At 67.8% G+C, this 10,817-nt stretch carries 14 protein-coding genes; 7 read left to right on the plus strand and 7 right to left on the minus strand.

The window, feature by feature from the left end; genetic code table 11:
- Positions 1–53: 53 nt before the first annotated feature.
- From ACZ3H8_RS29335 to ACZ3H8_RS29345, 3 genes are all read left to right on the plus strand, one after another.
- Positions 54–1,034: an acyl-CoA desaturase gene (locus ACZ3H8_RS29335; RefSeq protein WP_467407018.1), complete on the plus strand. Its 981-nt coding sequence runs from the start codon at positions 54–56 to the stop codon at positions 1,032–1,034.
- A complete protein-coding gene (locus ACZ3H8_RS29340; protein ID WP_356232078.1) occupies positions 1,031–1,720 on the plus strand; it encodes a TetR/AcrR family transcriptional regulator in 690 nt (229 codons plus the stop codon). The genes ACZ3H8_RS29335 and ACZ3H8_RS29340 overlap by 4 nt, the downstream gene beginning before the upstream one ends.
- Positions 1,721–1,872: 152 nt before the next feature.
- A complete protein-coding gene (locus tag ACZ3H8_RS29345) occupies positions 1,873–3,621 on the plus strand; it encodes an FG-GAP-like repeat-containing protein (protein WP_467407305.1) in 1,749 nt (582 codons plus the stop codon).
- 175 nt (positions 3,622–3,796) lie between these two features.
- Here ACZ3H8_RS29345 and ACZ3H8_RS29350 read toward each other — a convergent pair whose 3' ends face one another.
- The 4 genes from ACZ3H8_RS29350 to ACZ3H8_RS29365 all read right to left on the minus strand — a co-directional run bounded on the left by ACZ3H8_RS29350 (position 3,797) and on the right by ACZ3H8_RS29365 (position 6,309).
- Positions 3,797–4,216, minus strand: coding sequence for a nuclear transport factor 2 family protein (locus ACZ3H8_RS29350; RefSeq protein WP_467407020.1), 420 nt, complete (start codon positions 4,214–4,216; stop codon positions 3,797–3,799).
- A 42-nt stretch (positions 4,217–4,258) separates the two neighbouring features.
- The gene (locus tag ACZ3H8_RS29355) at positions 4,259–5,269 is read right to left on the minus strand and encodes an amidase domain-containing protein (RefSeq protein ID WP_467407023.1); all 1,011 of its coding nucleotides are present in this window, start codon (positions 5,267–5,269) and stop codon (positions 4,259–4,261) included.
- 449 nt (positions 5,270–5,718) lie between these two features.
- Positions 5,719–5,991, minus strand: a complete 273-nt coding sequence (locus ACZ3H8_RS29360) for a hypothetical protein (protein WP_467407024.1) — start codon at positions 5,989–5,991, stop codon at positions 5,719–5,721.
- Positions 5,992–6,168: 177 nt separating this feature from the next.
- Positions 6,169–6,309, minus strand: a complete 141-nt coding sequence (locus ACZ3H8_RS29365; RefSeq protein WP_467407026.1) for a DUF397 domain-containing protein — start codon at positions 6,307–6,309, stop codon at positions 6,169–6,171.
- Positions 6,310–6,674: 365 nt separating this feature from the next.
- On the opposite strand from ACZ3H8_RS29365, the gene ACZ3H8_RS29370 reads away from it, so the two are divergent.
- Together ACZ3H8_RS29370 and ACZ3H8_RS29375 are read left to right on the plus strand one after the other, a co-directional pair.
- The gene (locus ACZ3H8_RS29370; RefSeq protein WP_356232337.1) at positions 6,675–7,022 is read left to right on the plus strand and encodes a hypothetical protein; all 348 of its coding nucleotides are present in this window, start codon (positions 6,675–6,677) and stop codon (positions 7,020–7,022) included.
- On the plus strand, positions 7,019–7,279 hold the full coding sequence (locus ACZ3H8_RS29375; protein WP_467407029.1) for a hypothetical protein: 261 nt from the start codon (positions 7,019–7,021) through the stop codon (positions 7,277–7,279). Before ACZ3H8_RS29370 ends, ACZ3H8_RS29375 begins: the two co-directional genes overlap by 4 nt.
- A gap of 35 nt (positions 7,280–7,314) precedes the next feature.
- On the opposite strand, the gene ACZ3H8_RS29380 is transcribed toward ACZ3H8_RS29375, so the two are convergent.
- Together ACZ3H8_RS29380 and ACZ3H8_RS29385 are read right to left on the minus strand one after the other, a co-directional pair.
- Positions 7,315–7,707, minus strand: coding sequence for a VOC family protein (locus tag ACZ3H8_RS29380; protein ID WP_467407031.1), 393 nt, complete (start codon positions 7,705–7,707; stop codon positions 7,315–7,317).
- Positions 7,707–8,528, minus strand: coding sequence for a trans-aconitate 2-methyltransferase (locus tag ACZ3H8_RS29385; RefSeq protein WP_467407033.1), 822 nt, complete (start codon positions 8,526–8,528; stop codon positions 7,707–7,709). The genes ACZ3H8_RS29380 and ACZ3H8_RS29385 overlap by 1 nt, the downstream gene beginning before the upstream one ends.
- A gap of 131 nt (positions 8,529–8,659) precedes the next feature.
- Here ACZ3H8_RS29385 and tamR point away from each other — a divergent pair, with 131 nt between their 5' ends.
- Positions 8,660–9,157 carry a MarR family transcriptional regulator TamR gene (gene tamR / locus ACZ3H8_RS29390; RefSeq protein ID WP_307662936.1) on the plus strand — a complete coding sequence of 166 codons (498 nt, stop codon included), beginning with the start codon at positions 8,660–8,662 and terminating at the stop codon, positions 9,155–9,157.
- Here tamR and ACZ3H8_RS29395 read toward each other — a convergent pair.
- Entirely contained in the window at positions 9,116–9,892 is a 777-nt protein-coding gene (locus ACZ3H8_RS29395; protein ID WP_467407306.1) for a LuxR C-terminal-related transcriptional regulator, read from the minus strand. The two genes, tamR and ACZ3H8_RS29395, sit on opposite strands and share 42 nt — an antisense overlap.
- A gap of 244 nt (positions 9,893–10,136) precedes the next feature.
- On the opposite strand from ACZ3H8_RS29395, the gene ACZ3H8_RS29400 reads away from it, so the two are divergent.
- Complete coding sequence (locus ACZ3H8_RS29400; RefSeq protein ID WP_467407036.1) at positions 10,137–10,592, plus strand: GNAT family N-acetyltransferase; 456 nt, start codon at positions 10,137–10,139, stop codon at positions 10,590–10,592.
- Positions 10,593–10,817: the final 225 nt, after the last annotated feature.

Raw genomic sequence — 10,817 nt, forward strand, 5'->3', positions numbered from 1 at the left:
TACGCGTCCGTAATGCGGTTTCTGTTGTAACTCTCACCCCACAGGGGAACCCCATGACGACAAGCCCTGATCTGCTGGACGACGTCCCTCAGACGCCGTCGCCCGACCTCCCTTCCGCCACCCTGGGCGGGGACAGCAAGCGGTCGATCGAGCAGATCGCCCTGCTGCTGTTCATCACGGTGCCCTTTGTCGCCCTGCTCGCGGCGGTGCCGCTGGCCTGGGGCTGGGGCGTGAGCTGGCTCGATCTGGGGCTGCTGGTGGCGATGTACTACATCGGCTGCCACGGCATCACGATCGGCTTCCACCGCTATTTCACGCACGGCGCCTTCAAGGCGAAGCGCCCGCTGCGCATCGCGCTCGCGATCATGGGCTCGCTGGCCGTCGAGGGCCCGCTGGTGCGCTGGGTGGCCGACCACCGGAGGCACCACAAGTTCTCGGACGCTGAGGGCGACCCGCACTCGCCGTGGCGCTTCGGCGAGACCGTCCCCGCGCTGATGAAGGGCCTGTGGTGGGCACACATCGGCTGGATGTTCGACGAGGAGCGGACGCCCCAGCACAAGTACGCGCCGGATCTGATCAAGGACGGGGCGATCCGCCGGATCTCCCGCGACTTCATCTACTTGACGATCCTCTCGCTGGCCATCCCGCCGCTGGTCGGCGGTCTGGTCACCATGTCGTGGTGGGGGGCGTTCACCGCCTTCTTCTGGGGTTCGCTGGTCCGCGTCTGCCTGCTGCACCACGTCACGTGGTCGATCAACTCCATCTGCCACGCGGTCGGCAAGCGCCCCTTCAAATCCCGTGACCGCTCGGGCAATGTGTGGTGGCTCGCGGTGCTGTCCTGCGGCGAGTCCTGGCACAACCTGCACCACGCCGATCCGACGAGCGCACGCCACGGCGTGCTGCGCGGCCAGATCGACTCCAGCGCCCGGCTCATCCGCTGGTTCGAGCAGCTGGGCTGGGCGTACGACGTGCGCTGGCCCGATGCGTCCCGTATCGACGCCCGCCGCAAGAGCCACACCGCCGACGCGGCATGATTGACGACGTGGCGATCGACGGCAGTACCAGCAAACCGGACAAGAGCCGGCCCTCCGGGAGCCGGCGCGCGCGCCGGGTCCGGATGACCGGGGCGGAGCGCCGGGAGCAGCTGCTGGACATCGGCCGCACCCTGTTCGCCGAGAAGGGTTTCGAGGGCACGTCGGTCGAGGAGATCGCCGCGAAGGCGGGCGTCTCCAAACCGGTGGTGTACGAGCACTTCGGCGGCAAGGAGGGGCTGTACGCCGTCGTGGTGGACCGCGAGATGCGCCAGCTGCTCGACATGGTGACGAGCGCGCTGACCGCGGGGCATCCGCGGGAGCTGCTGGAGCAGGCGGCGTTCGCGCTCCTCGACTACATCGAGAGGTATACGGACGGGTTCCGCATCCTCGTCCGGGACTCTCCGGTCGCCCAGTCGACCGGCACCTTCGCCTCGCTGATCAGCGATATCGCCACCCAGGTCGAGGACATCCTCGGCCTCGAGTTCAAGGCCCGGGGCTTCGACCCGAAGCTCGCCCCGCTGTACGCGCAGGCACTGGTCGGCATGGTCGCGCTGACCGGCCAGTGGTGGGTGGACGCCCGCCGGCCGAAGAAGGCGGAGGTCGCGGCACATCTGGTGAATCTGGCGTGGCACGGCCTGGACGGTCTTGAGCAGAAGCCGCGACTGATAGGGCACCGCAAGAACTGACGTCTCTTCGGTCCCCTGCCCATCTACCGGCCCGGATTCCACAGTTGTAGAATTTGCGGCTATCCGGGGAACGGTTCGCCACTCAAAAAGAGCAACTGCGAACGTCTTCAACCCGGTTCCACCATTTTCCCCAGGGGGGGACCTTGTCTTCAGTGGAACCCGGCCGTCCCGTCGGCGTGCGCTTCAGACGCGCCCGCAGGATCGCGGCCTGCACGGCACTCGCCGTCTCGGCAGGCATGCTGCTCACCGTCCCTGCGGCGGCGGACGACAGCGTGCCGCCGCCGGCGCCGGTCGAGCAGACCAGGCCGAGCATTGAGCAGCCGAAGCTGACGCTTCCCAAGCACGGCGCCAAGCAGCACTCCGCGGCGGACGCGGCCGACGTCCCGGTCGCCAAGCCGCGCAGCGACATCGACGGCGACGGCTTCACCGATCTTCTCTACCGTGCCGGCAACGGCAGGATCTATGTGGCGCCGACCAGCGGCACCACTTCCTACGAGTACCTCTTCGACACCAGTGAGACCGCGAACGAGACGTTCAAGGACGTCTTCTCGGTCGCCGGTCTCGAGGCGGCAGGACCGGTCCACTTCACCCTGCTGTCGAGCGGCCGGCTCTCGGCCTACCGGAGCTCCCCCGACCACGGCACGATCATCTGGTCCGGAGTGGGCTGGCAGGCGTACAACAAGGTCTTCTCGCCCGGCGACCTGACCGGCGACGGCAGCGGCGACATCCTCGCGCGTACGCCGTCGGGCGACCTGTATCTGTACCGGACGACCCCGGGGGCAGCCGCCCCCATGGCCGCCCGGGTCAAGGTCGGCTCCGGCTGGGGCGGGTACGACCAGCTCATCGGCGTGAACGACGTCAACAGCGACGGCATCGCCGACCTCTTCGCCCGTACGCCGGGCGGCGAGCTGTTCTTCTACTCCGGCAACCCCAACCCCGACTCGCCCTTCAAGGGCCGCGTCAGCGTCGGCCCCGGCTGGAACGGCTACAACCAGATCCTCAGCCTCGACGACCAGAGCGGCGACGGTCTCGGCGACCTCGTCGCCCGTACGCCATCGGGCCTGCTCTACACCTACGAGTCCACGGGGACGGGCAAGTTCCTCCCCCGTGTGTCGGGCGGGTCGGGCTGGAACGCGGTGGCGCAGTTCGCCGGCGCGGGCAACAACCCGCACCTCGGCAAGGACGAGGTCCTCGGGCTGGACACCAACGGCACGCTGTTCACCTACTACGCGCTGAACAACGGTCTGCTGAGCGCCCGTTACCAGGTGGGCGTCGTCGGCGGCTGGAAGGGCGCGAAGCTCACCTTCGCGTCGTCCCTCGACAGCAACGGCTGGGGGGACATTCTGGAGTTGTACAACGGCACGCTGTACAACCACAGCTACCCCTCTGACCGGGCCGCTGTCATCGGCTCCGGCTGGGGCGTCTACAACCTCCTCACCGGCCCCGGCGACCTGAACGGCGACGGCAAGGGCGACCTGCTGGCGCGTGACGGTTCCGGTGCGCTGTATCTCTACCGCGGGGACGGCACTGGTTCGAAGTTCGCCGCCCGGCTCAAGGTCGGCAGCGGCTGGAACGGGTTCAACAAGCTGGTCGGAGCCGGCGACATCAACGGCGACGGCCGCAGCGACCTGATCGCCCGCGGCACCGACGGCAGGCTGTATCTGTACGCCGGTACGGGCGTCGCCTCGGCGCCGTTCAAGGCGAGGACGCTGATCGGCTCGGGCTGGAACACGTACACCAAGCTGTCGGCCCCCGGCGACCTCGACGGGGACGGCCGGGCGGACCTGGTCGGCGCCAACGCCGCGGGAGAGCTGTACCGCTACACCGCCAGGGCCACGGGCGGGTTCAACGCCAAGGCCAAGATCGGCAACGGCTGGAACACGTACACCACGCTGTACTGAGCCACGCGCTCATCCGCAGACGCACCCTGCGCCGCGTCCCACCGGATGTCCGGTGGGACGCGGCGTTCCCGTTGGCGGGGCTCGTTCGCTGTCAGCACCGCTGACTACAGAGGCCGCGTTCTGGTGCCTGCGGGGCGAGCCCCGCAGGCACCACTCAGAGCTCTCCCGAGCGTGGTTACGGAGTCGATGTCGCGGCCGGTGATTTCTGTCGCCCTTGCGGGTTCTCGCCGATGTCGACGTACCAGTTGTCGTCCGCCTTGCTCAGGCTGAGGGTGGCTCGGAGCTCGTCGCCGCTCTTGTCCCGTGCCACCAGGGTTGCCGACGCGAAATCGGGGCCGAACTCGTGCGCGATGTCGACCTGCTCCACCTTCAGGGAGCGCCCGCCGTTCTCGCGGATGAGTGTCGCCGCCTCCTCCTCCGCTTCATTCCCAGGAGGCGCCAGTCCGGCAAGCGCCTCCTCATCCCCGGAGTTGAGGGCGTCTACGTAAGCGTCGACAGCACCACGTTCGGTCTCCGCACCTGCGTCACCACTTGCTGCACCAGAGCAGCCGGCGAGCAGGCCGATCGAAACAGCAAAGGACGAGGCCAGAGCCATGACCGACCGTTTCTTCACCTTCTCCTCCTGACAAATCGCTGGTCACGTGCGGTGCACGTACCACCAGGCATTGGGGCGGGCGGCCAGTAGCGAACTGAGCTTTCGATTATGCGTGTTACTGGTGTGGTAGGTGAGGTAGCGCTCGTTGTGGCCGGTTGCCGTGACAATCATTGTGTGGTCGATCGTATTGTCTCTGTTCCAGTCAGCTTGGAGCACATCTGCGTATGCCAGTTTCCACACGTTGTTCTGCAGCTTGGTCCGCTTCGAGTGTCGTGACGCGAACCAGTACCAGTTCTCTGCCCCCGCCCAGGTGTAACTCGTTGTCCAGGTGAAGCTGCCGTAGAACCACTTCTTGTTGTTCTTCCGGCTCGCCGCACTCCCCGACGTCGTGCCCCATCCACCGGCGCGCATGGCCTGGGATATGAAATTGGTGCAGTCGTTGCCGTACACGCGATAGTCGCTGTTCGGGCGCTTCCAGTACCTGTCGGCGTACTGAGCCATTTTGCTGTAGGAAAGACCTGCCGCAGTAATCTTGTTGCCGGACTCCACGACGGCAGGTCGCTCGGTCGACGCCGCCCCTTCCTCCCTTTGCCCCTCAACGGTCTCCGGTTCTGTAGGAGGGTCGGTGGGACGCGGGTAGTACGGCGGTTCGGGGTGGATGATGGGGGCAGGAGTGTTCAGCTGCGTGGTGGCCGCTGGACCGTTGACATCTACTTCTGCTTGGTCAGCATGGAGAAGCCAGCCGTTTTCCGTGCGGTTGAAGGTCAGCACGTGTGGGAGTTCGAACTCTTCAAACTCGGGCTCTCCGGGCTGAACGTCTGGAAAGTAGAGCTTCGTGTCCTCCGTGACCTTCACCGTGGCAGTACCGGCGGACTCCTCAGCGCTGTCCACGGTGACCGCGACCTCGGCCTTGGTGTAGCCCCCATTGATCTCCTTGAGCTGTTGTCCGCGCTGCCTCAGGGCAACGGCGGCCTGCTGGAGCTCTTGCTTGGCAGCCGACCCCAAAGCGGAGGAAGAAATGGATTGCTGTGCTTGCTCTCCGGTGTCGGTCACGAGATCCGCCCGGCGCTGCAGATGAATTCTGCTTGCCTCCGCGAGGGCAGCAGAATCGACTTCACTGAGGGGTACAGATGAGGCTTCCTCCGAGGTACCGTAAGCTGGGGATACTCCGGAAAGCAGGCCAGCCACAAGGACAGTGGCTAACAGCGTCAAACTACGCCGCGGAGCGCGCACCGGATGTCTGCTCGTGCTGACAGTGAGTCTGTAATTCATGGTCCCCCCAATTATCAGGCACCGTAGGCATTTCCCCGATACCTTCGTTGTCTCCTGAACTGTATCGACATGAGCAGAGCTGCAAGTTCCTCGGCTTAAAGAGGACCTTTATTGTCCAGTTCAGACCGGTCTCACCCGGTCTCACCATCGACGGCCCCGCCATTCGCTACCGCGACGCCCTCGTTCTTGCCAACCGTGCGGGTGGGTGCTGATGCTGGGAGCCGCCCTCGCTATCCGGCGAGCGCTATCGTGCGGTAGCGGTAGTACGGGATGTTGACAGTATTCGGCATGCTGCGGCAGGTACTGACCGGCCTGGTCGGCCAAGCGGCAGTAGAACGGTGCATGGTCCCGTCGTCATGGGTAATCAGAGCGGTGAGCAGTGCGGACGCTGCGGTTTGGGAATGGCGGGGCGTGCAGTCGCCCTGACCCACCTTCAGGATCAGGCCACTGATGCTGGTTCTGGCCACGGTCGTGACGATGTCGCGGATCACGATCAGCAGCACGGACGGGACCAGCCCCCCGGCAGCACGGGGCGACGGTGATGGCAGCGTCGGCGTGACCGCGCCGGTTTCACGTCTGGCCGGATGCGTCCGTGGCCGAACCCTATTTCCCAACGGTGTCCCTACTGGGGCAGTCCTCATCGCCTTGTTCCGGAGGTGGTCGTGTCAGACGGCAGGGGTTCAGGTCCCGCTGCCCTTGACCTCGCTGAGAAACGCGGCGAACGCGTCGGTGGTGAAGGCGAGTACGGGCCCCGGTGTGGCCTTCGAGTCACGGATCCCGGTCGTGCCGTCCCCGATGGGCACCTCGACGCAGTCGCACACGTACTGCACGCTGTGCTGAATCTGAGCGTCGGCACGGAACGCCCCGTCTCACCGAATGTCCGGTGGGGGCGGGGCGCTTCACTTCCGTGTGCTCGCCCTTTCGCCCCACCCTTGTCCGGCGTCCTGCACCTTGACTGTTTGCCATCAAAGTCTGACCGGGCGGACACAGTTGAGTAGACCTACGCGTCTTGGCGGGCCAGCTGATCTAAGCCTGAGCAACGCGCTCCGTATCGCCGAGAGCCGGGGAGCACGGCCGGACACCGGCGCCGCCCAGTGACCGGCTCCGGCCGGGGCCGTACGCACACCCCGCGCAGAGCCCGGCAGGTACGGTACGAGGACCGAACCGCCCGCAACGGAGGTCAAGCGTGAGCGAGCAGCCCGACGGCCCGTACGAGCCCCTCATTCCCATGCCCGAGCTCACGCCCGACGCACTGCGGGCCGCGGTCGCACGGATCGCACCCAGTCGGATTCCGGCGCTCACGCAGCACCTGTTCGAGGCGACTACGAACGCGCAGCAGACGCAGAGCCTCGCCCCTCTGCGGGCCTTTGTGCACTCCTGGGCGGTATTCGTCGCGACCGAGCGGCATCCGGAGCGAGCCGCGCGGTTGCACGAGCTTGAATGGATCGTGGACGCCGGGGAGCAGGACCCGGCGGAGGCCATCATCGAGATCCGACGGATCCGAGAGACCGCAGAGGCAGAGGCAGGCCTGTGACGGACTGGTCTTGGGACTACAACCCCAGCGCGGAGTACATCACCGACGGGCTGTCGCCCGGCGTCGTGGCGGAAGTCGAGCGGCTCGCCACGGAACTCGCGGCGCTCGGGCGCGACGCCGGGAAGGTCGGCAGGCCCGTCGACCGGGAGGGCGGGCTTCGGGAATTCGACCTTCTCGGCGGCCGCGGCGTCATGAGCTTCCTCTCGGTGCCCCACCATGCATGCGTCTACATCTGCAACGCCACCTGGTACGGCTGACTCCGGCCCGTCCTGCATCAGCCGGCTTGCCGCGCTCAGGTGACCGCTTCCAGGAACTCAAGCCGGTTGCCGACCGGGTCCTCGGAGTAGAAGCGGCGGTGGCCGGGGAGGTTGTCGTCCCAGACCACTTTGGCGCCGCGCTCCTCCAGTCGTGCCGCATACGCCTCTATGTCCGCGACCCGCAGCCCCGGGTGGGCCTTCTTCGCGGCCCTGAAATCCGCCTCTATGCCCAGATGGAGCCGGACGAGCCCGGTCCCCCACAGCCTCCGGCGTGGGAGGTGCCCCAGGAACCAGACGCCGCCGCGGGCCGCGAGCAGGGGAGGCTTGGGGATCTCCGTCATACCGAGCACATGGGTGTAGTACGTCCGCAGATCGTCTTCCGACCCGGGAGGTGCGGCCAGCTGGACATGGTCGACGGCGGCGAGCATCACGACCCCCTTCGTGCGACGGCGAAGATCCGGCGGAACGGGAACACCGTGCCGTGCGGGCCCGGCGGGTATGCCTTGCGGAGCAGATCGCGGTACTGGGCGAGGAATTCGTCCGCGGCGTCGGGCTCGTCCGCGAGCTCGGTGAGGACCGGGCGCAGGGCGGTGCCCTTGACCCAGTCCAGCACCGGGTCGTCCCCGGTGAGGAGTTGGTAGTACGTGGTCTCCCAGGTGTCCGTCCGGCAGCCGAGGTCCACCAGGCGGGCGAGATAGTCGGCGGGCTCCAGTATGTGTACGAAGCGGCGACCGTGGTCGCCGAGGCGGGCGCGCCACTGCGGGGTTCCGCAGAGCTCGCCGAGGAGTGCGTGGCTGGGTGAGGTGAAGTTGCCGGGGACCTGGAAGGCGAGGGTGCCGCCCGGGGCCAGGTTCTCGATCCAGAGAGGAAACGATTCGGGGTGGTTGGGCACCCATTGCAGGGCCGCGTTGGAGACGATCAGGTCGTAAGGCTCGTCGGGTGTCCAGTGCGCGGCGTCGGCGGGCCTGAAGTCGAGCCAGCCGCCGCCGAATGTGGTGCCGGCGTGCTCTTTGTCGGCAATGGCGAGCATCTCGGGCGAGAGGTCGAAGCCGGTGATGTGGGCGGTGGGCCAGCGGTCGGCGAGGAGTGCGGTGACGTTTCCGGGGCCGCAGCCGATGTCCGCGATACGGGCGGGCATATCGCGATTCGGTAGCTGCGGTATCCGGGCGAGCAGATCGATGAACGGGCGGGTGCGATGCCCGGCGTGACGCAGGTATTGATGTGGATCCCAGGTTGGTACGGAATGCATGTTCGAGCCCCCTTGCAGGAACGGTGCGCCGAAACGGAACGATGTCCCGGCCCGACCATGCCCAAGCCTGAACCCGAATATATCTTGATGTCAAGAGACTTCACATCGACAGACCCTCTACACTGATCGACATGGAGGACGAGGTCGATCGACTGGTCGCAGCATGGCGCCGTGAGCGCCCCGACCTCGACGTGGAACCGCTTGAGGTGCTCAGCCGCGTCTCCAGGCTCGCCCGCCATCTGGACCGGGCCCGCCGGCTCGCCTTCGCCGAGCACAATCTCGAGCCGTGGGAGTTCGACGTACTGACCTCGCTGCGGCGCGCGGGGGCTCCGTACCAGCTCTCACCCGGCCAGTTGCTGACCCAGACGCTGGTCACCTCGGGCACCATGACCAACCGCATCGACCGGCTCGCCAAGAAGGACCTGGTGGAGCGACTGCCGGACCCCTCCGACCGGCGCGGGGTGCTGGTGCGGCTCACGCCCGAGGGGCGGGACCGCGCGGACCAGGCGCTGGCCGGGCTGCTCGCGCAGGAACGCGCGATCCTGGCGGAGCTGTCGCGGGCGCAGCGGGCGGAACTGGCGGCGCTGCTACGCCAGTTGACCGCCCCGTTCGACAACATCCCCGGCTAGGTCGACCGGGCCGACGCCGGCGCGGCGGGCGAGGGCGACCGCGGCGAGCGTGGAGTGCACGCCCAGCTTCCCCAGAACGTTCTGCATATGCGTCCGGACGGTGTGCGGGGACAGGAAGAGGCGCTCGGCCACGGCTTTGCGCCCCAGACCGGCGACCATGCAGCGCAGCACCTCGCGCTCGCGTGGCGTGAGCGACTCCACGAGCCGCTCACTCTCGGTGCGGTGCTTGCGCGCCGCGGTCAACTCCCGCAGTACGCCGGTGAGCAGGGCGGGCGGCAGATGCGTCTCGTCCCGCAGGACGCCTCGTATCACCGCGAGCAGCCGCTGCAGGGAGCAGTCCTTGGCGACCCAGCCGGAGGCGCCGGCCTGGAGCGCGAGGGCGGCACGACGCGGGTCGTCCTTCTCGGCGAGCACGACGGTACGGACCGCGAGCTGGCCGGAACGGACGCCCGCGACCAGGGATATGCCGTCGACGAGGCCGTCCTCGCCGTTGTCCGGCACGGCGCGGGCGACGACGGCACGGGCGCCGGGCACGACCTGGGCGCCGAGGTCGGCGTCGACGAGCATGACGTCGAACCTGCGCCCTTCGGCGGCCGCCCGCTCCAGACACCGCAGCGCGGCGGGGCCGCTGCCGGCCGCGGCGACGTCGACATCGGGCTCGGCCGCGAGGGCGGCAGCGAGCGACTCGGCGAAGATTCGGTGGTCGTCCACCACCAGGACCCGGATACGAACCACAGACACCCCCAGTGTCGGAGGAGAGACCGGCGCGGGTACGGCGCCCGGAGAAATGGGGTAGTACAGCGGTCGCTCGGCCGCCGCCGTGCTGTGACTGATACCCCGCCCCGGGCGTCGTACCCGACTGTCTCGCCCCCTGATCGACACCGGCCCCCACCGGTGCTGAGCATCAGACTACGGCTGGGTGGCTGGAGCGGAAGGCTATTTGCAGAACTGATTGGCCAGGGTGTTTAGGGTGTGCCACATGTTTCGTATTGAGGCGGAAGTCGACAAAGATCGACGCAGGCTGCTCGGTGAACGGCTGGAGTCCGACAACGCGGAACGGTCCCCGGCGATACGCAGGTTGCGGGGTACGCCGCACGAGGAGGAAGTGCCGCTGGAGGTCTGGGCGGTGGAGGACGGGACGGGCGAACTGGCCGGCGGCCTGACGGCCCTGACGTGGGCGCGCTGGCTCCACATGGACCTGCTGTGGGTGGCGGAGACGCACCGGGGCGCGGGGCTGGGCAAGCGTCTGCTGGGGGAGGCGGAACGGCTGGCGCGGGAGGAACGGGGGTGCGGGTATGCGCGGCTGGAGACGTGGGACTTTCAGGCGCCGGGGTTTTACCGGGGGCGGGGGTATGAGGTGGTGGGGCGGGTGGAGGAGTATCCGCCGGGGGCGACGGAGTTCTTGCTGGTGAAGCGGCTGGGGGACGGTGGTTGAGGGGGCGGCGTTCTCCCCTCCCCGCCCCTTCCCGAACTGGGGGCAAGCCCCCAGACCCCCAAGGGGGTACGGGGACGGCGGGGGCTGACGCCCCCACGCCCCCGAGACGCCGGCTTCGCGGCGCGAACGTGCGCCCCGGCAGGCGGGCCGCCTGGCGACGCGAAGCCGCCGCAACCTGACGCGTCCCTCCCCGCGGCACGAAGCCGCAACTCGGCACGTGGGCTT

The organism is Streptomyces sp. NPDC002868 (assembly GCF_055563295.1).

Coding starts and splice junctions, on each gene's coding strand:
- ACZ3H8_RS29380 (WP_467407031.1), bottom strand. CDS start 7,707: ATGCTCGCCGCCGTCGACCATGTCCAGCTGGCCGCACCTCCCGGGTCG.
- ACZ3H8_RS29340 (WP_356232078.1), top strand. CDS start 1,031: ATGATTGACGACGTGGCGATCGACGGCAGTACCAGCAAACCGGACAAG.
- ACZ3H8_RS29350 (WP_467407020.1), bottom strand. CDS start 4,216: ATGGCTCTGGCCTCGTCCTTTGCTGTTTCGATCGGCCTGCTCGCCGGC.
- ACZ3H8_RS29400 (WP_467407036.1), top strand. CDS start 10,137: ATGTTTCGTATTGAGGCGGAAGTCGACAAAGATCGACGCAGGCTGCTC.
- tamR (WP_307662936.1), top strand. CDS start 8,660: ATGGAGGACGAGGTCGATCGACTGGTCGCAGCATGGCGCCGTGAGCGC.
- ACZ3H8_RS29385 (WP_467407033.1), bottom strand. CDS start 8,528: ATGCATTCCGTACCAACCTGGGATCCACATCAATACCTGCGTCACGCC.
- ACZ3H8_RS29335 (WP_467407018.1), top strand. CDS start 54: ATGACGACAAGCCCTGATCTGCTGGACGACGTCCCTCAGACGCCGTCG.